The 18643-nt window shown below is 45.4% G+C and carries 20 protein-coding genes and 1 other annotated feature; of the genes, 18 read left to right on the top strand and 2 right to left on the bottom strand.

What is annotated here, in order from left to right; all coding sequences use genetic code 11:
- Window positions 1-121 precede the first annotated feature (121 nt).
- The gene (gene serA / locus MKY75_RS14580; protein ID WP_340885745.1) at window positions 122-1714 is read right to left on the bottom strand and encodes a phosphoglycerate dehydrogenase; all 1593 of its coding nucleotides are present in this window, start codon (window positions 1712-1714) and stop codon (window positions 122-124) included.
- Window positions 1715-1975: 261 nt separating this feature from the next.
- Window positions 1976-2225 (bottom strand) — a binding site (T-box leader).
- Between the two features lie 185 nt (window positions 2226-2410).
- On the opposite strand from serA, the gene MKY75_RS14575 reads away from it, so the two are divergent.
- Together MKY75_RS14575 and MKY75_RS14570 are read left to right on the top strand one after the other, a co-directional pair.
- Entirely contained in the window at window positions 2411-2998 is a 588-nt protein-coding gene (locus MKY75_RS14575; protein ID WP_069012705.1) for a type II CAAX endopeptidase family protein, read from the top strand.
- The gene (locus tag MKY75_RS14570) at window positions 2995-3336 is read left to right on the top strand and encodes a hypothetical protein (protein WP_029517314.1); all 342 of its coding nucleotides are present in this window, start codon (window positions 2995-2997) and stop codon (window positions 3334-3336) included. The genes MKY75_RS14575 and MKY75_RS14570 overlap by 4 nt, the downstream gene beginning before the upstream one ends.
- 142 nt (window positions 3337-3478) lie before the next feature.
- On the opposite strand, the gene MKY75_RS14565 is transcribed toward MKY75_RS14570, so the two are convergent.
- Window positions 3479-4402, bottom strand: a complete 924-nt coding sequence (locus MKY75_RS14565) for a polysaccharide deacetylase family protein (protein ID WP_069012704.1) — start codon at window positions 4400-4402, stop codon at window positions 3479-3481.
- A 94-nt stretch (window positions 4403-4496) separates the two neighbouring features.
- On the opposite strand from MKY75_RS14565, the gene MKY75_RS14560 reads away from it, so the two are divergent.
- From MKY75_RS14560 to spoIVA, 16 genes are all read left to right on the top strand, one after another.
- Window positions 4497-4874: a hypothetical protein gene (locus MKY75_RS14560; RefSeq protein WP_029517316.1), complete on the top strand. Its 378-nt coding sequence runs from the start codon at window positions 4497-4499 to the stop codon at window positions 4872-4874.
- A gap of 197 nt (window positions 4875-5071) precedes the next feature.
- Window positions 5072-5686, top strand: a complete 615-nt coding sequence (locus MKY75_RS14555) for a genetic competence negative regulator (protein WP_013310751.1) — start codon at window positions 5072-5074, stop codon at window positions 5684-5686.
- 86 nt (window positions 5687-5772) lie between these two features.
- Complete coding sequence (prsW, locus tag MKY75_RS14550) at window positions 5773-6468, top strand: glutamic-type intramembrane protease PrsW (RefSeq protein WP_165147009.1); 696 nt, start codon at window positions 5773-5775, stop codon at window positions 6466-6468.
- Between the two features lie 264 nt (window positions 6469-6732).
- Window positions 6733-8118, top strand: coding sequence for a germination protein YpeB (gene ypeB / locus MKY75_RS14545; protein WP_340885743.1), 1386 nt, complete (start codon window positions 6733-6735; stop codon window positions 8116-8118).
- 165 nt (window positions 8119-8283) lie between these two features.
- Window positions 8284-8943 (top strand): flagellar brake protein, encoded by a 660-nt coding sequence (locus MKY75_RS14540; RefSeq protein WP_340885741.1) that lies wholly within the window; start codon window positions 8284-8286, stop codon window positions 8941-8943.
- 129 nt (window positions 8944-9072) lie between these two features.
- Window positions 9073-9780 carry a (d)CMP kinase gene (gene cmk / locus MKY75_RS14535; protein ID WP_340885740.1) on the top strand — a complete coding sequence of 236 codons (708 nt, stop codon included), beginning with the start codon at window positions 9073-9075 and terminating at the stop codon, window positions 9778-9780.
- The gene (locus MKY75_RS14530; RefSeq protein WP_013310746.1) at window positions 9777-10370 is read left to right on the top strand and encodes a lysophospholipid acyltransferase family protein; all 594 of its coding nucleotides are present in this window, start codon (window positions 9777-9779) and stop codon (window positions 10368-10370) included. The genes cmk and MKY75_RS14530 overlap by 4 nt, the downstream gene beginning before the upstream one ends.
- Before the next feature lie 120 nt (window positions 10371-10490).
- Window positions 10491-11717: a 30S ribosomal protein S1 gene (rpsA, locus tag MKY75_RS14525; RefSeq protein ID WP_029517322.1), complete on the top strand. Its 1227-nt coding sequence runs from the start codon at window positions 10491-10493 to the stop codon at window positions 11715-11717.
- Between the two features lie 147 nt (window positions 11718-11864).
- Entirely contained in the window at window positions 11865-13187 is a 1323-nt protein-coding gene (der, locus tag MKY75_RS14520; protein WP_013310744.1) for a ribosome biogenesis GTPase Der, read from the top strand.
- Between the two features lie 11 nt (window positions 13188-13198).
- Complete coding sequence (gene plsY / locus MKY75_RS14515) at window positions 13199-13807, top strand: glycerol-3-phosphate 1-O-acyltransferase PlsY (protein ID WP_029517323.1); 609 nt, start codon at window positions 13199-13201, stop codon at window positions 13805-13807.
- Window positions 13800-14840, top strand: coding sequence for an NAD(P)H-dependent glycerol-3-phosphate dehydrogenase (locus tag MKY75_RS14510; protein WP_340885738.1), 1041 nt, complete (start codon window positions 13800-13802; stop codon window positions 14838-14840). Before plsY ends, MKY75_RS14510 begins: the two co-directional genes overlap by 8 nt.
- A 166-nt stretch (window positions 14841-15006) precedes the next feature.
- Window positions 15007-15282 carry a stage VI sporulation protein F gene (locus tag MKY75_RS14505; RefSeq protein WP_013310741.1) on the top strand — a complete coding sequence of 92 codons (276 nt, stop codon included), beginning with the start codon at window positions 15007-15009 and terminating at the stop codon, window positions 15280-15282.
- Between the two features lie 177 nt (window positions 15283-15459).
- Window positions 15460-16110, top strand: coding sequence for a hypothetical protein (locus MKY75_RS14500; RefSeq protein WP_340885736.1), 651 nt, complete (start codon window positions 15460-15462; stop codon window positions 16108-16110).
- A gap of 39 nt (window positions 16111-16149) precedes the next feature.
- The gene (locus MKY75_RS14495; RefSeq protein ID WP_029517325.1) at window positions 16150-16500 is read left to right on the top strand and encodes a 2Fe-2S iron-sulfur cluster-binding protein; all 351 of its coding nucleotides are present in this window, start codon (window positions 16150-16152) and stop codon (window positions 16498-16500) included.
- Window positions 16501-16743: 243 nt separating this feature from the next.
- On the top strand, window positions 16744-16881 hold the full coding sequence (locus MKY75_RS14490; protein WP_013371690.1) for a hypothetical protein: 138 nt from the start codon (window positions 16744-16746) through the stop codon (window positions 16879-16881).
- Window positions 16882-16919: 38 nt separating this feature from the next.
- Window positions 16920-18398, top strand: a complete 1479-nt coding sequence (gene spoIVA, locus MKY75_RS14485) for a stage IV sporulation protein A (protein WP_029517326.1) — start codon at window positions 16920-16922, stop codon at window positions 18396-18398.
- Window positions 18399-18643 lie beyond the last annotated feature (245 nt).

Genomic DNA, 18643 nt, shown 5'->3' with positions numbered 1-18643 from the left:
GAACATCCTGTTTCAAAATGATTACTCACATGATAGATAACTCGGTATAAGAAAAAGACGCCTGGGTAGCCAGGCGCCTCTCTTTATTATAAAACCATGGACTTCTCAATAGGGTTTGGAACTAATCTAGCACTACTTCTTGGGCAGTATTTAGTTCTGGCAAACCAACTAGTTGAATCAGTACGTCTTTCGGCACGGCTTTATCGACAGTCAGGATCATGATAGCTTCTCCGCCGACAATTTTACGCCCTACTTGCATGGAAGCGATATTGACGCCGTTCTCCCCAAGCAAGGTGCCGACACGACCGATAATGCCTGGTTTATCATTGTGCGAGATGAGCAGGAAATGAGCTTCCGGTGCCACGTCTACTGGGAACTGGTTCAACCGAACAATACGTTCGCCATAGCCTGCCAGCAGGGTGCCAGATACACGTTGCTCTTCGCCGCTCTGCGTTTTGAGTGTAACGGTAATCAGGTTGGTAAAACCCTTGGTGGCGGGCGCCTGAGATACGACAAGATGGATGTCACGTGTTTTGGCCAGATGTACAGAGTTTACAATGTTCACATCGCTGCCCAGATGACGGCTAAGTACGCCTTTCAAAATATACCGTGTCAGCGGCTGTGTATCCACAGAGGACAAATCGCCAGCGTAATCTACCTGAATTTCACGTACAGCCTGATTCGTGATCTGAGCGGCAAAGCTGCCCAGCTTCTCTCCAAGCGAGAAATATGGCTGCAATTGCGTCATGACGTTGGATGGTACTGGAGGCATGTTGACCGCATTTTTAAAAGGCTCATCACGCAAAATATGCAGCACTTGCTCGGACACGTCGATAGCTACATTCTCCTGAGCTTCGACAGTCGAGGCACCCAGATGTGGGGTAACGATAATTTTCGGATGGCTCAGGAATGGGTGATCTTGTGCTGGCGGCTCTGACTCAAATACGTCAAAAGCTGCACCGGCAACGATACCTTCATCAATTGCTTCAACAAGAGCCATTTCATCGATAACTCCGCCCCGGGCACAGTTGATGATGCGCATTCCTTTTTTCATCACTTCAAACTGTGGACGAGCAATCATATGTTTCGTTTCCGGTGTTAATGGTGTGTGTACGGTCATAAAATCTGCGTTGCGGATAATTTCATCCACGCTCGCAAGCTTAATGCCCAACTTCTCAGCGCGTTCTTCCGTTAGAAATGGATCATAGCCGAGGATACTCATGCCAAATGCTTTGGCACGTTTAGCCACCTCACTGCCGATACGTCCCATGCCGAGGACTCCAAGTGTTTTGTTACGCAGTTCGACACCGAGGAATGTTTTACGATCCCATGTACCGCCAATGGTTTTGGCATATGCCTGTGGAATATGACGTGCTAGAGCCATCATCATCGCAAAAGTGTGCTCACATGTCGTAATCGTGTTGCCGTCAGGAGCGTTAATAACGATAATCCCGCGTTGTGTTGCTGCTTCGAGGTCGATGTTATCCACTCCGACCCCAGCTCGCCCTACAACCTTGAGGTTCTTACCTGCTGTCATGATGCGTTCGGTTACCCGAGTTTGGCTTCGAACGAGTAATGCGTCATAGTCACCAATAATTTGAACCAATTCATCCTCGCTGAGACCTGTGTTCTTGTCCACCTTGACATCGTCTGCATCCATCAGTTGCTGGATGCCCAGGTCACTGATTGGATCGGATACTAACACTTTAAACATTTGGTTTCCTCCTCAAAGTTAACTTCTTTTATGGACAGGATGCACTTCAAACTGAAATACATTCCATAAAGAACATGAAAAAACTTGAAATGCTTCTAAAAGTACAGGAGAGCGGTGTGAAATACTAGTGTGATAACGCATTGACGCAGAAAAGGGATGGAATAGCATTATGCACCAAACTAACGACCAAAAGTCTTATGCGGAGACGCTTTGCGGTTTTCGGGCATCAAAAAAACCCCCGAATCACATACTATCTCCATAGTAAGGGACGAGAGTTATCGTGGTACCACCCTAATTCGCAGCCATTTCGCAATGGACTGCCTTCAGCGGTCATAAAATGACCGAAAGGATAACGGTTTTCTGCCGATTGCATCTAATGCCGGGAAATATTCCCCAGACCTCGGTGCAATAACTCAGGAGCGCTGAAAGTAGTTACTTCGTCACCGGCTTCCACCCAAGCACCGGTTCTCTGAGGACGAAATCAATACCTTTTCTCCATCATTGTTGTTGTCGCTAATAATTTTTTCATAATGTATCATGGCTTACATGGGCATGTCAATAGGACATGCGACATGTGAGGATAGCAGGCTAGATATATAGCTACAGAATGCGGAAAATTAAGATTTAAGTCTTCTTGAATCCGCCCGACTTTTTGGCTATGATGCTAAAGAAGACTATGCAGAGGACTAACTAACTATGAAAAAGCTTAAAGTGAAATGGAAAAGAGCGCAAATTCATGAATTGAACGACCGCTTGCTGCTTTACAATTTGTATCTAACTCAGGGGCTGACCCTGCTGATTGGCGCAATCTGGATATTTTTTCAGAAAAGAAATTTGTTAGAACTATTTGCATTGCCGAACACTCTGCACGTCTTATGGTGGGGATTGGGATTGGCCGCCGCTATGTTACTTGTGGATCTGTTGCTATCCCGGATTATGCCTGAGGATGCTATGGATGACGGTGGTATTAACCAAATGCTATTTCAAAATCGTCCGGTTTGGCATATTATTTGTATAGCAGCTATCGTTTCTATCTGTGAGGAACTCTTGTTCAGAGGTGCGATTCAGTACAGCTTTGGTCCTTATTGGACAAGCATTTTATTTGCGGTGATTCATATCCGATATTTACGGCATTGGATTCCCACTGGCTGGGTTTTTCTTAGCAGTTATGGATTGGGCTACATATATGTGCAGACCGGTAGTCTGTGGGCACCGATCATTTGTCATTTTGTGATTGACCTTATATCTGGTTTAGCGTTACGTTTTCGGAGGTATGAAGAATGAATCAGGAACTTAGCAGAGTGCAGACCTATGGTAGCCGTCGAAATGGTCGCAAAGGCAAGGAAGAGGACAGGTCAAAATCTAAACCAGTTCGCTCCCGTGCTTCACGGCCCGTGCCAGAATTGGCTCACGTTGCCGCTGCACCAGAAGTTGCTGTGACGATGGAGGGTGACACTCCTGCCAGTGAGTACCGAACGCGGGCAGAAATGTTTCCGTCCCGCCGTATTCGGGTAAGCAAGTGGTTTTTAAATTTTTTGAGCACTCTTTTTGTGCTGATTACTGCAGCATTACTGTGGTGGGGCGTCAAGGGTGCACCACCCATCAGTGAAATGCTTTGGTAATATAAAGTTATTATGGACGTCTGTGCTTAGGTCAAGGCGCGTAATGATACGGCGAAAAAGCCTCCATCTCCACATGAATAACGGAGAATGGAGGCCTTTATTGCATCATCTATAGTTAATCCGGAGTATACGCAAGTGTCTACTAGCTAGCAGGAACCTCAATCCCTTGCGGATCGACAAATTGGTAACCCTTTTGCTCAAGGCGCGTCAATAGACTGTCCAGCGCCTCAGCTGTCCATGGCAGTTCGTGCATCAAGATATTGCTGCCTGGATGAAGTTGTTCTGTTACATTTTTGAGAAGTGCCTCCGTTTTATTAGGCTGATTCTTTTTCATTGTCCAGTCCAGAGAACCGACGGACCATGTCATGTATAGGAGACCGTTTTCCTTAGCGACCTTGCGACCTACGTCCCCGCCTGCACCATGAGGGGGGCGGAAGAAGACGGGGGCTTGGCCTGTAATGTCCTTAACAGCTTTTTGTACCGTTTCAATCTGTTTTTTGACCTCGGGCTCAGATTTGTTTTTCAGCACGATGTGATCCCAGCTATGGTTGCCGATGGGCTGTCCACGGTCATGGATAAGCTTAAGCAACTCAGGATGCTTTTTTACACGGTAACCGTTTACGAAGAAAATTGCTTTCGCTTTGTGTTTGTCCAGTACATCTATGATTTTGTTAATCATGGCTGCTTCCTTAGGACCATCATCAAAGGTCAATAACACGACTTTTTTTTCGGTACCTTGTTGGTCAGGGATTACATTGTAAGCTTTGTCCAAGTGATACATTTTGTTATTGGTAGTTGCAGATGTCGCAGCTCCTGTTTCGTTGCTTTCGCTGGTTTTATCATTTTGTGCATTGGTTTTATCCGCTGAGTTGTGATCATCACTGCCTGCTTGCTTACTGCTGCTTTTTGGGGAAGAGACGTTGCTCTGATCTTTGGCGCTGTTACTTGAGTCAGAGGCTACCGAATCCTGCTGGTTGCTTGTTGCCGCAGATTCAGGCTTGGTTGCAGTGCAAGCACTAAGCAGCAGACATGCGGTGAACAAAATGGCTGCTGTTTTTGTACCCATTATTTCATCTCACCTTCCTGTATTTTATACCGTATGAGTTTGTCACTACTGACGAACACTATGCTTGATTCTACCACAAAGGGAGGTTCTAATTGTGAAAACATCTTCATTTTTCCTGGGAATCGTTTTGGGCGCTGTCGCAAGCTCTATGATCTCCCGTAACCGCAACATGTTGGGCTTATCTATGGACATAGGTGGAAAAAAAGGCGGCAATTTAGTGCAGCAAGCCCGTACTAAAATGATGGACGCGGCATTCCCCGGGATGGGCGAGATTACGCTCAATAAAGAAGACACCCATAAGGATCAAGACCATCATTCACAAACAGATAAAACCGCTTATAACGCCCATACTGCCAAGAACAAAGAAGAGAATATGAAGTTGATTAAAGACTTCATCAGCACAAGTCCCGATGTTAAACGTGAGGTCGAGCAAATTTTGAAAGAAACTCATACAGCCGTACCGGGATTGTAACCCAGAAACCTTTATTCCGAATCATTTTGCGGCTTTTTTGTAAAAGCCGTTCAAATGATTCTTTTTTTTATCTTTTTATTGCGTGCATTTACGATTATAAAATGATAACATGATTACATAGAACCATTTTCATCACAGGCATCATAATTGCATCATAATCTGTTAATAACACTCGGCTGCCAGGAGGAGGGTCCAGTATGAAAATAGAAAGATTAAGTCAGGACAAGATACGGATTTTCCTTACCTTTGACGATTTGAGCGAACGCGGTATTCAAAAAGACGATATGTGGCAAGAAATTCCTAGAGTTCATGAGCTGTTTACCGAAATGATGGATCAGGCATACAGTGAGCTGGGCTTCGACGCCACGGGACCGTTAGCTGTCGAAGTCTTTGCGCTTCCTGCTCAAGGAATGGTTGTTATCGTCACTCGGGGTAAATACGACCATCAACAGTATGGTTCGGGTCCCGATGAGGAGCTTCCAGAGGAAGTCTACGAAATGGAAGTCACGTTGGAGCATAGTGATTCCATCGTTTATGCGTTTAGCGATTTCGAAGTACTCATAGAAGCGGCTCATATGCTTCGTAGCAACACTACGGAAGCAGGTAAGCTGTATCATTATAGAGGAAAATGGATTCTGCATTTGGAACCAGAAGAAGTAGAGGAGTCCAAGCTTGCCGCTTTAATCGCGGTTCTTGCTGAATTTGGAGAAGGCTCATCCGTTACACCAGCTATGTTGGAAGAGTACGGCAAACTGGTCATTCCTGAACAGGCAGTTGCTGTCATCTGCACTCATTTTGACAGCCGTTCTTGATTCGTTTTATCAAAAGTGATATCGAAGTGAATTTGTCGGCTCTGCGCTGAAAGCAGAGCCGACTCATTTTTATGGAGGGATGATCGGTGCTTCTGTTTTCAGTTATAGCGGCAGCCACAGCGCCGGGTCTCGCCTTATTGATGTATTTTTACTTGAAGGACAGGTATGATTCGGAGCCACTGCACATGGTTATTAAAGTGTTTTTGCTCGGCTTTTTGGTGGTTCTTCCTGTCATGATTTTTCAACGAGGGCTGCTGCTTTGGCTAGGGGATCACACGTTAATCCAGGCGTTCGGCATTTCAGCCGGAGTGGAAGAGTTTTTTAAATGGTTTCTGTTGTATCACATCATCTATAATCATACCGAGTTCGACGAGCCTTATGATGGTATTTTGTATGCGGCCGCAGTCTCACTCGGATTTGCAACGGTTGAAAATCTGTTATATGCCTGGGCGGGCCATGCTTCGGTTAGCATGATGCTGATGAGATCATTGCTACCGGTATCCGGTCATGCGATGTTTGGCGTAATGATGGGCTACTACATGGGGAAGGCCAAGTTTTCAGAAGGCTTGAGGAGCAAATACATGTTGCTGCTGTCATTGGTGCTTCCATGGTTCTGGCACGGAGTATACGATTTGATTTTAACGAAATTTTCGCATGACTGGATCTGGTTTATCATTCCACTTATGGCCTTTCTATGGTATGGAGGAATGGCGAAGATCAGTCGGGCTAATAACCGTTCTCCTTTTCGTTTGTTAAAACGGGAAGAAAAGGTTAACATGTAACAAAATGGGACACACTGATCTGACAAACCTGTTAGAGAAAGAGGTGTCTTTTTTTGCGTATAAAAGTTAGAATTCATTGTAAAAGATGCGGAGAACGCTTTGTGCTGAGAGGACGCATAGAGCAAGGACAGATTCAGACCGGCTTTAAACGCTGTATTTGCGATAACTGTGAGTTTATTGTTGAAGTCATGGAAAACCATGCATAAGAGAGCTTTCTTCTTGTCACACTATCGGTAGTGTACTTGAAGAAAGGAGACTCCCAATATGTATAAGCGACTTAGTTCCGTATTGTTCCCGGTGGTTACCCTGATGATGATAGGAGCATTTGTGTGGGGTTATCAGCAAAGCCAGATGAGAAAAGAGGTGTCTCTTCAGGCAAATAGCATGTCGATAAAAGCGGAAAATCAATACCAGCGTGCGTTTCACGATTTGTCGTTTCATATGGATCAGCTGCATTCTCAACTCGGTAACGCGGTTGCTGTCCATAATACTTCACACGCGATGCACCGCAAATGTTTGATGAACGTGTGGAGGATTACAAGTGAGGCTCAAAATGAGGTTAATCAGTTGCCCCTCAATGTAATGCCTTTTAATCATGCTAAAGATTTGCTGTCACATCTATCTGCATTTTCGTATCAGACTGCTGTCCGTGATCTGGATCACGAGCCCTTAAACGAGAAAGAAATTTCGAACCTGAAAACGTTGTATAACAATTCCAAAGAAATTTCGAAAAACATGCAGGAAGTGCAGCAGAAAGTCATTAGCAAAAATTTGCGCTGGACGGATGTGGATATGGCGGCAGGTTCTCAAACTGGGCCGAAGGACAACACCATTATTGATGGCTTTAAAACCGTGGACAAAAAGGTGGAAAACTATAAAGAGCTGGATTGGGGACCGTCTGTAGCCAGCATCTATGATAAACGCTCTGTGAAAAAATTGAGTCTCCCGCCAGTAAATGCAGAACAAATTAAACAAAATGCTGCTGAATTTACAGGAAAACCGGAAAGTCAGATCAGGGTGAACGAAAACGGCAAAGGAACGGAATGGGCATCTTATACAGCTACCCTGCTAAATAAGAAGCAGCCTGTGGCCAGTATGGATTTTACGAAAAAAGGCGGCAAGCTTATTTCTTATCATGACATGAGGGCAGTAGGTCCTAAAAAAGCAACACGTAATGAAGCGATTCGCTATGCTAGTGAATACCTTGAACAAAAAGGTTACAAAGACATGAAGCCCGTTGCGTATGATGAAAGCGGGAATTTAGCTAACATTACATTTGTGAGCCAACAAGGGGATGTGATTATCTATCCAGAAAAAATCGCAGTCAGATCAGGCCTTGATAACGGACAAGTGATCGGTTTTCAAGCCAGTGATTATGTGTATGAGCATAGTCATCTCCGCCGCATACCGCAAGCGAAATTGAATTTGAATGCAGCACGAGCAAAATTGAATCCTGAGTTTCGTGAAACTTACCACCGTAAAGCCTTAATTGAAAATGAACTTTCGAATGAAGTTCTCTGTTATGAATTTGGTGGTAAAATCAATGGTTCCGTTTACCGGATATACATTAACGCCAATACGGGGATGGAAGAAACGATTGAAGAGGTTAAAGATTCAGATGAACCTCAGGTTACTGCAAGTAATGCCTAGTTGATTACATGAAAATGAATCAATAGTCACTCTAAACCTCCTTCATGAAGGAGGTTTTTTGTGCTTTAGTCATAGATCAAACAAATATTATGCTTAATATAGGCACAAAGTCGTGGTATTATATACCTTAATTAGAGCTTTTAATGGACAAGGATGGTGGATCATTTGTTTCCCAAAATTAATGATGTGTTATACATACAAGTGGCAGGTACTGACCATAAGGACGAGATTTTTGAATTTAAGTCTCGTATTGCAGAAGAGGAGTCACAGAACTTTTTAATTGAAATTCCTATGTCACAAACAAGTGGGCATTTGAAAAAATTGTTTCTAGGGGAAGAACTGTCTATATTTTTTTTGAGCGAGGGTGGGATTAAAAATTATTTTAATACCCACGTTACGGGTTTCAAAGAGGATATCCTCCGGATGATTCGTATCCACAAACCTGCTCCAGACAGCATCAGCAAAATTCAGCGTCGAAACTTTCTTCGGGTTAAGGCCAACTTGGAAATTGCTGTAAGGCATGGTGCGAACGAGTCCAGATTTGTAGCAGAGACACATGATGTAGGAGGTGGGGGTGTTTCTTTTCACACCCAGGGAACTCATCATCTTGAAGAAGGAGAATCATTGTCTTGCTGGATTCTAGTTCCATATAAAAACGGTACTCAGGAGCATGTTCCGTTCCAATCTGAAATTGTGCGCATTCAGCAGATGGAAAACGGTCGCAAACTCATTATGCTGAAATATGAGGAAATCGCTGATCAGGAGCGCCAAAAACTGATTAAATATTGCTTTGAAAGACAGCTGGAATTCCGGGGGAAATCTTAATCATCCGAAATTTTTCTTTTTTAGTAAACCTGTCGCTTATTTTGCATCGCTTATAAATGTGTGGTATAATTTTCACGTCGCAGGCAATGCCTGCTTTTTTCTTGAGGTTAGGTTAGGAGGAATTCCCTGTTGGCAAGGCAACATGTATCTTCAATTAACAAAATAAATGTAGCCATTGATGGACCTGCTGGTGCAGGGAAAAGTACAGTGGCCCGCTTGGTGGCGAAAGCACTTTCTTATGTATATGTAGATACTGGAGCCATGTACCGAGCAGCAACGTGGTACATGATGCGTAAGGAAATTCCTGCAGAAAATGTACAAAAAGTGCTTCAACATGTACCTGAGCTGGTGATTGAATTAGTACCGGACCCCACAGGCCAAAAGGTTTATTGTAACGGGGAAGATGTAACCACTGTGATCCGTTCGATGGAAGTGACTAGCAACGTGTCACAGTATTCAAGTATTGCCGGTTTACGCACTCGTTTGACTGAAAACCAGCGTGAGATGGCTGCACGCAAGGGTGTCGTTATGGATGGTCGCGATATTGGAACAACTGTACTTCCCGATGCGGAAGTCAAGGTGTTCATGACCGCAAGTGTTCAGGAACGTGCCTCCCGCCGTTTTAAAGAGCTGAGCGAAACTGATGATATCACTCTGGAGCAACTGGAACGTGACATTGCTGCACGTGACAAGCTTGACGAGGAGAGGGACGTATCTCCGCTTCGTTGCAGTGAGGACGCCATCGTGCTCGATACGACCCAAATGGGCATTCAGGATGTCGTTGATACGATCGTATCTTATTGCTTAACGGAGAAGGATGGAGAGATCAGCCAATGATATATACTGTATGCGCCAGTATTTTGCGTCTCATTTACCGCGTTCTGTTTAGACTTGAGGCGGTAGGCAGGGAAAATGTTCCTGCTGAGGGTGGAGTGCTGTTGTGTTCTAATCATATTAGTAATCTTGACCCTCCTACAGTTGGTATTTTGCTGAAGCGAAAGGTTCACTTTATGGCAAAAGCCGAGCTGTTTAATGTTCCTGTACTGGGTCCACTAATTGGGAAACTGGGAGCTTTTCCAGTCAAACGTGGCGGTGTAAGTAAGGAATCCATTAAGTTGGCATTGAACATTTTGCGTGATGGTAAGGTTATGGGAATCTTTCCCGAAGGTTCCAGAGGAGCTGGAGGAATCGGTAAAAAGGGTGCTGCAAGCTTTGCGCTACGCAGTGGAGCGGCTGCCGTTCCGGTCGCCATTATTGGTGATTACAAGCTTTTCCGTAAAACGAAAGTGTTATACGGTAAACCTGTCAATTTGGACGCTTACCAAAAGGGTGCCGATATCGAAGGAGATCCACTTGAACTGGCAACAGAAGCAATTATGTCTCGTATTCGCACGATGAAGGAAACGGGTAAGCCTACGAATAACTGAAAGGCTTGTATGAATTGTGTCTAAGCTCGGAAAACTAGAACAAAAGTTTATTTATGTTTTGAACTCTGCCATGCGCAGGTTTAAATAAATGGTTTTTTTTGAATTGAGGAGGGTATTGACATGTCGGAAGAAATTAAAAATCAAGAAGCTGCTGAAGCGGCAAATCAAGACGAGCTCGATCAAATCGTCTCCCTGAAAAAAGGTGACACCGTTAAGGGTACAATCGTGAAATTGGAAGATAACCAAGCGGTAGTAAGCATTGGATATAAATACGATGGAATTATTCCAATTCGCGAGTTGTCTTCTGGTCTGGATAACGCAGAAGAAGCAGTACAAGTAGGCCAAGAGGTTGAAGCTAGAATTATCAGCATTGACGATGGCAAAGAAAAACTTGTTCTGTCCAAACGTGCAATCGACAGTGAAAATGCTTGGGAAAAGTTGGAGCAACTGTTCGAAAGCAAAGAAGTATTTGAAGTCGTTGTAAATGATGTCGTTAAAGGCGGCATCGTGGTAGACGTGGGTCTGCGCGGATTTATCCCTGCATCCATGGTAGAACGTCACTTCGTAGAAGATTTCAGTGATTACAAAGGCCGCACATTGCGTGTTGTTGTAAAAGAACTGGATCGTGAAAATAACAAAGTGATCCTTTCTCAAAAAGACGTTCTGGAAGCAGAATTCGAAGCCAACAAGCTTAAAGTAATGGCTGAGCTGAAAGAAGGCCAAGAAATCGTAGGTACGGTTCAACGTCTTACTCAGTTCGGTGCTTTCGTAGATGTTGGCGGCGTGGATGGTCTTGTTCACGTATCTGAAATTGCTTGGACTCATGTCGATAAGCCTTCTGATGCAGTTTCTGAAGGAGACCAAGTGAAAGTAAAAGTCTTGAAAGTAGATCCTGAAAAAGGAAAAATCAGTCTGAGCATGAAAGCTGCACAGCCTGGTCCTTGGGAATCGGCTGCTGGACAATTCAACAACAATGACATCGTAACAGGTGTTGTAAAACGTCTGGTTAATTTCGGGGCATTCGTTGAAATCGCTCCTGGCGTGGAAGGTTTGGTTCATATTTCCCAAATTTCCCACAAACACATTGGAACTCCACAAGAAGTTCTGGAAGAAGGGCAAGAAGTGAAAGTTAAAATTCTTGAAATGAATCCTTCCGAAAAACGTGTTAGCCTGAGCATTAAAGAAACTGAGGAAGCTCCTGAAGCTGCTCCTAAAGCAGAAAGAGCACCACGTGCATCTCGTGCACCTCGTGAGGAACTGAATAATCCTAACGTTTCCCTCAATAATTCCGGTCTGAGCATCACGCTCGGCGAGCGTTTTGGCGATAAGCTGAACAAATTTAAATGAGTTTAAATCAATACATTTTATAATATGCATAACGTACACCATCGGCGGACCCAGAGGGTTCGCCGATTGTTGTTACGTGACCATATCGCCAATAGGTATGTTTTTTGCTATGATGATAGCGGAAGAATTGACAGGAGGAGTGAATTTATGGCAAGACCCGTTGTGGCTATCGTTGGTCGTCCGAATGTGGGCAAGTCCACTATTTTTAATCGGATAATCGGGGATCGTTTGTCCATCGTGGAAGATAAACCCGGAATCACTCGTGACCGTATATACGGTATATCGGAGTGGAATGGTAAATCCTTCAGTATTATTGACACCGGCGGCATTGAGATTGATGGTGAGGATGTCATTTTAAAATCCATCCGTATGCAGGCCGAACTTGCAATAGAAGAAGCAGATGTAATTGTATTTATGAGTGATGCGAAAGCAGGAATTACACAGTCAGATGAAGAGGTTGCTCAAATGCTATATCGTTCGGGTAAACCGATCATCGTAGCTGTCAACAAGGTGGACAACCTCAGTCGCGCCGATCTGATTTATGAGTTTTATTCTTATGGATTTGGTGATCCAATCGCTGTTTCTGGTAGCCATGGTACAGGGATAGGCGATCTGCTAGATGCCATTACATCCAATTTGCCTGAGCTGGAAGAAGATCACTATGATGAAGACGTTATTCGTGTTGCCTTGATCGGCCGCCCGAATGTAGGTAAGTCTTCACTGGTTAACGCCATTCTGGGAGAAGAGCGGGTTATCGTTAGTGACATTGCAGGTACGACACGTGATGCAATTGATACACCTTTTGAAAAAGACGGTCAAAAGTATGTACTGATTGATACGGCAGGTATGCGTAAACGTGGCAAGGTATATGAAACGACCGAAAAATATAGTGTAATGCGTGCCATGCGTGCTATTGAGCGTGCAGATGTTGTATTGGTCGTTATTAACGGCGAGGAAGGCATCATTGAACAGGATAAGCACATTGCTGGCTATGCTTATGAAGCGGGTAAAGCATCGCTGTTTGTCGTTAACAAATGGGATGTCGTGGACAAGGACGACAAAACGATGCATCAGTTTGAAACGAAAATTCGCGATCACTTTTTGTTTATGACATATGCTCCGATTGTGTTCTTGTCTGCAAAAACGAAGCAACGCCTGCAAAAGCTGCTTCCTGTTGTACAGCATGTGGCACAGCAGCATGTGTTGCGTATTCAGACACATTTACTGAATGATGTAATTTCCGATGCGGTTGCCATCAATCCTCCACCAACAGACAAGGGACGTCGTCTGCGCATTAACTATGTGACCCAGGTTGCTGTTAAGCCGCCTACGATGGTTGTATTCGTAAACGATCCAGAAATAATGCACTTCTCGTATGAGCGTTATCTGGAGAACAAAATCCGCGCCGCCTTCAATTTTGAAGGAACTCCAATTCGAATCTTTACACGGCGCAAGTCTGACGAAAGTTAGGAGCGAATAGGTTGATTTTACAAATCGTTGCCATCGTACTCAGTTACTTGCTTGGCTCTGTCAGCTTTAGTTTGCTGTATGGAAAATTAAAAGGAATCGACATTCGCCAACATGGGAGCGGCAATGCCGGTGCGACGAATACGCTGCGTGTGCTTGGAAAAGGCCCAGCTATTCTGGTACTGCTGCTGGACGTACTTAAAGGGGTTATTGCGGTACTAATAGGGCACTGGTTAGGTGGGGAATCATCCTGGGTACCGGGTTTGTGCGGCATTGCGGCGATTGCGGGCCATAACTGGCCGGTATATTTTCACTTTCGTGGAGGAAAAGGTATTGCGACTGCTATTGGTGTATTGGCATCGCTTGCCTTACTGCCCGCACTATATGCCGGAATCATTGCGATACTTGCAATTGTAATGACTCGTTACGTATCCCTTGGATCACTCATATTTGTCATTTTGACCCCTTGGATATTACTCGTGCTTGGTTTTGCATGGCCGTTATTCTGGACGGCTCTAATCATTTGTCTGTTCGCTGTGTGGAGACACCGTACCAACATAGTCAAGTTGGTACGGGGGAATGAGAATAAGCTTGGCTCCAAAGGAGGAGATCGTCTTGTCTGAGAAAATAGCTGTGCTGGTCGCGGGGAGTTGGGGAACAGCCCTGGCTTCCGTTCTTGCGGCCAATAACAACGATGTCTCTGTCTGGACGAGAAACGAGCAGCAAGCAGCTGAAATCAATGAGAAGCATACAAATGAGCATTATTTACCGGGCTCTATTTTGTCTGATCGCATTTCAGCTACAACTGATATGCAGGCTGCGGTATCTGGTGCTAAAGCAGTGATAATCGTATCTCCTTCTGCTGCTGCTCGTCAGGTAGCACGTAGTCTGAAAGCTCATTTTAGCAAGGATATGCTGGTAGTGCATGCCATTAAAGGTTTTGAAACAGAAACGCTTAAACGTATGTCCACGGTGATCTCGGAAGAACTGGAAGTCGCGGAGGGCGATATTGCCGTGCTGTCTGGTCCGAGTCATGCGGAAGAAGTGGTGAGGAAATGTCCTACAACGGTCGTTGTAGCTTCCTCCAATGAGCAGGCTGCACAGGCTGCTCAGGGGCTGTTCATGAACTCCTATTTCCGTGTCTATACAAACCGCGATTTGCTCGGCGTGGAACTGTCCGGGGCGCTAAAAAACATTATCGCATTGGGTGCGGGAATGTCAGATGGACTTGGTTTCGGTGATAATGCCAAAGCGGCTTTATTGACCCGTGGATTGGCTGAAATTACCCGTGCCGGAGTTGAGATGGGTGCTAATCCATTAACCTTTGCCGGTCTGGCTGGGATTGGCGATCTAGTGGTCACGGCAACGAGTCGTCACAGTCGCAACTGGCGTGCAGGGTCACTATTAGGACAGGGCCAACAGCTTGATGATGTGCTGGAATCTATGGGCATGGTCGTAGAGGGGATTCGAACGACAAAAGCGGCATACGCCATCTCTCAAAAATTAGGTGTTCAGATGCCTATTACAGAGGTACTGTATGGAGTACTGTTTGAAGGACGTGACGTCCGTAAGGCCGTTGAGGCGCTGATGGGTCGCGACCCTAAGACCGAGATGGAAGTCATGCCACTTCAGACTTGGGAGCAATGGCATTCTTAAAGGCTCAGATGAGCTTTAATAATATAAAGGCTGTCTCATGGTAGATTTTTTCTATAATGAGATAGCCTTTTTTAGTTAGGCGTTTGGCATGTCTTATGTACGCTTAATCACCTTTTGTCTCCGCCACTCATAGACTGAGTTGAGCAATGGCGGAGGAGGGGAGATTATGAATAAAAACTTTCCGAAAGATGCATTGAAGGCCATTAACAAAAAAGGCGGCAAAAACATATCCGAAAATGCAGTGAAAAAGCTGGCAGGCACGGTAAAGGCGGACACGCTTCAAAGCGAAGCGCAACTGCGTCAGCTTATCAAGCAAGTGTCTGCGATGGCCAACATTCCGGTGTCGGAAGATACAGTAAGGGATATTGTTGGTGCCGTCAAAAAGAGCGGAATGAATCCTTCCAATATGGAAGCATTGATGAAAATGATGATGAAAAAATAGACCGCTGGCCGCACGCCAGTTAGTATTATTCACCGTGGACCGGGAAGGTTCGCGGTTTTTTTATATTTTGGAGTGGGTAACCGCTTTTACAGTACACAAAATATCGAACTGCCCTGTCGAACATGTTATAATGATGCCCATCAGGAAACGGAAGGAAAGACAGCAAAGGAGGAAACAATGTTGAAGGAGGCAATATCATCGGTGTTAGTAGACAGGCTTCCTCACAATCTGGCAGTTGCGCTGAGTAGCTTGGCTGAGAACTGGTCAACAGTGTCGGTTCCGTGGATGCTAGGCGGGAGTTGTTCACTACTTGTACATGAAGTTGAACTGGATCGCCTGCCTCGGGACATTGATATTTATGCGGATATTCATGCAGCAAAGCAACTTCATGCGCACCCCCTAGGTATAAGTATAGATCGACAGCAGGTTGATCGTAGCGGCTCTTACGTTTCATTGCTGAGCCACTATGATCTGGAGGGATTTCCAGTCGAGTTGGTGGGGGGATTTGAAGTATTATGTGACGGAGCGTTATACCGCTTAGAGATCGAGCGACTACTTTGGTCGGCTGGTGTTCAGCTTGAGCTGGGGAGTGCTTCACTGCGTCTGATGCCGCTCAGTCATGAACTTTTATTCAATATATTGCGAAATCGACCCGACCGATATAGAGCGATTGCAGAAGTCATGAAGCGCGACCCGCGACGTCATATCATTGTACTGAAGCAGCTACTAGTCAGTAATATTTGGAATGAGGAGCAATTGGACAAGCTTGTAGAACTTCTGCCTTGGCCAGAGTTGCACTCCGTCATCCAGATGGGCAATGAAGTATAAGTTGTGTGTGTTAGGAGAAAGACAACTGGAGGACTATTCATGAATGTGCAGATTACGTTTAGGCCGTCAGGTAGGCGCGTACAGGTCGGTCAGGGTACGTCATTGCTTCAGGCTGCTCGTAAAGCGGGTGTATATATCCCCACTCGTTGTGACGGAAAAGCAGCCTGTCTGATGTGTAAGGTACAAATATCACCGGAATGGGCTGAATTTGCAGACCAACCCAGAGATGCAGAGCAGCGTAAGCTGGGGCCTTTACTGGATGAAGGAATGCGCTTATCCTGCCAGGCACGTGTCCAAGGCGATATGGAGGTAACCATACCGGAGGATAGGCTCAAGGCGGCTATCAGACGGCAACTGGAGCGTCAGGCGCTGGATGATGAACTGTGGTAATGCCGATTATATCAGGAGAATAGAAAAAGGATGTTTCCGACGACTCTAAACGGTCAGGAGAAACATCCTTTTTTATTTAATCTAGCGACGAAGTCATGGGAGAGTCTTGCCCCGCATATATTAGGTGAGTGGAACCAAACGTAAAATATCGTTTCTGCAATGATCGCTCTGTCGTAATCTATTTTTCAAAAAACTAAACATATTTTACGGAGGGGATACATATGATGGTATCAGTCCAAATGCATGTACGAGTTTACGCCGTTTCGCCGATTCCATCAGTCTCCTGAATCTCGGCGGCGGACGACTTCCGGGCATTTTAAAGGCTGTTCTGCCGCATCTGGGATCAAGCAGTTGGTTGAACACGAAGCGGATGCTCTTTAAGCATTTTTCCTTCGGAGACTTTTTAGGAGGGGATTTCATTGGAGAAAGTAGACATTTTTAAAGACATTGCCGAACGTACCGGAGGAGACATTTATCTTGGGGTCGTCGGCGCAGTCCGAACAGGAAAATCAACGTTTATCAAGCGGTTTATGGAGACGATTGTTCTGCCAAACATTACAAGTGAGGCGGACCGTGCCCGCGCCGTAGACGAGTTGCCGCAAAGTGCGGCAGGCAAGACGATCATGACGACGGAGCCTAAATTCGTACCGAATAATGCCGTCCAGATCAAAGTAACGGAAGGACTGGATGTGAATGTACGTCTGGTTGACTGTGTAGGATATGCAGTAGAAGGAGCAAAAGGGTACGAGGATGAAAATGGTCCGAGGATGATCTCCACACCATGGTTCGAAGAACCCATTCCTTTTCAGGAAGCGGCAGAAATTGGTACACGCAAGGTTATTCAGGAGCATTCGACGCTCGGTGTGGTAGTCACTACAGACGGCACGATTGCGGAAATCCCGCGCAGCTCTTATGTAGAGTCGGAGGAGCGCGTCATTGAGGAGTTGAAGGAAGTTGGCAAACCATTTGTTTTGGTTATCAACTCCACGCATCCTCGCAGTGATGAAACACTCCAGCTTCGCGGTGAGCTGGCTGCCAAGTACGATATACCAGTTATGACACTCAGCGCGGCGACGATGACGGAAGATGATGTTACAGGCGTACTTCGTGAAGTATTGTATGAATTTCCGGTGCATGAGGTGAATGTAAACCTGCCGAGCTGGGTCATGGTACTGAACGAAGAGCACTGGCTGCGTAGCAATTATGAAAATTCCGTTCGCGATACGGTTAAAGATATTCGACGCCTGCGTGATGTAGATCGAGTGGTTGGCCAGTTTATGGAATATGAATTCATCGACAGGGCCGGATTGAGCGGGATGAATATGGGGCAGGGCGTAGCTGAAATTGATCTGTATGCTCCCGATGAGCTGTATGACCAGATTTTGGTCGAAGTCGTCGGGGTAGAGATTCGTGGCAAGGATCATTTGCTGCAAATGATGCAGGATTTTGCCCATGCCAAACGAGAGTACGACCGCTTCGCCGAGGCGCTGGAAATGGTCAAGACAACGGGATATGGCATTGCCGCGCCGTCGTTATCTGAGATGGCACTAGACGATCCGCAGTTGATTCGTCAGGGTACAAGGTTTGGTGTGCGGCTCAAGGCGACAGCACCTTCTATACACATGATTCGTGTCGATGTGGAATCGGAATTTGCTCCGATTATCGGAACAGAGAAGCAAAGTGAAGAGCTTATGCGCTATCTGATGCAAGATTTTGAGAATGACCCAATCAAAATTTGGGAGTCAGACATTTTCGGACGTTCGCTGCATTCCATTGTACGGGAAGGCATTCAGGGTAAAATCGCCATGATGCCGGACAATGCACGCTATAAGCTGCAGGAAACGCTGGGTCGTATCATTAATGAAGGCTCCGGCGGTCTCATTGCTATTATTCTTTAAGGGTAAGCCACACCTAAAAAATGTATAAGAGAAATACCGTGGAGAGCAATTTGCTCTCTACGGTTCGCAAAAACAAAATATTAGACTGACCTCCAAAACCAGACAGGGGTAGCCATGGACGAGAAAATAAAGTCCTAGACTACCTCTGTTTTTATTGAGCTTTTCGTTTCTCGTAGCAGGATGTAGGTTCAAATATAACAATCCGATTAATGAGTTTCACAAGTAGAGAGCTAGGCTCCGCCTTG

This window comes from Paenibacillus sp. FSL L8-0663 (assembly GCF_038008125.1).
Taxonomy (GTDB): domain Bacteria; phylum Bacillota; class Bacilli; order Paenibacillales; family Paenibacillaceae; genus Paenibacillus; species Paenibacillus polymyxa_D.
This window is presented reverse-complemented; position numbering and strand designations above follow the sequence as displayed.

Coding starts and splice junctions, on each gene's coding strand:
- serA (WP_340885745.1), bottom strand. CDS start 1,714: ATGTTTAAAGTGTTAGTATCCGATCCAATCAGTGACCTGGGCATCCAG.
- MKY75_RS14575 (WP_069012705.1), top strand. CDS start 2,411: ATGAAAAAGCTTAAAGTGAAATGGAAAAGAGCGCAAATTCATGAATTG.
- MKY75_RS14570 (WP_029517314.1), top strand. CDS start 2,995: ATGAATCAGGAACTTAGCAGAGTGCAGACCTATGGTAGCCGTCGAAAT.
- MKY75_RS14565 (WP_069012704.1), bottom strand. CDS start 4,402: ATGGGTACAAAAACAGCAGCCATTTTGTTCACCGCATGTCTGCTGCTT.
- MKY75_RS14555 (WP_013310751.1), top strand. CDS start 5,072: ATGAAAATAGAAAGATTAAGTCAGGACAAGATACGGATTTTCCTTACC.
- ypeB (WP_340885743.1), top strand. CDS start 6,733: ATGTATAAGCGACTTAGTTCCGTATTGTTCCCGGTGGTTACCCTGATG.
- MKY75_RS14530 (WP_013310746.1), top strand. CDS start 9,777: ATGATATATACTGTATGCGCCAGTATTTTGCGTCTCATTTACCGCGTT.
- rpsA (WP_029517322.1), top strand. CDS start 10,491: ATGTCGGAAGAAATTAAAAATCAAGAAGCTGCTGAAGCGGCAAATCAA.
- der (WP_013310744.1), top strand. CDS start 11,865: ATGGCAAGACCCGTTGTGGCTATCGTTGGTCGTCCGAATGTGGGCAAG.
- MKY75_RS14505 (WP_013310741.1), top strand. CDS start 15,007: ATGAATAAAAACTTTCCGAAAGATGCATTGAAGGCCATTAACAAAAAA.
- MKY75_RS14500 (WP_340885736.1), top strand. CDS start 15,460: ATGTTGAAGGAGGCAATATCATCGGTGTTAGTAGACAGGCTTCCTCAC.
- MKY75_RS14495 (WP_029517325.1), top strand. CDS start 16,150: ATGAATGTGCAGATTACGTTTAGGCCGTCAGGTAGGCGCGTACAGGTC.
- MKY75_RS14490 (WP_013371690.1), top strand. CDS start 16,744: ATGTACGAGTTTACGCCGTTTCGCCGATTCCATCAGTCTCCTGAATCT.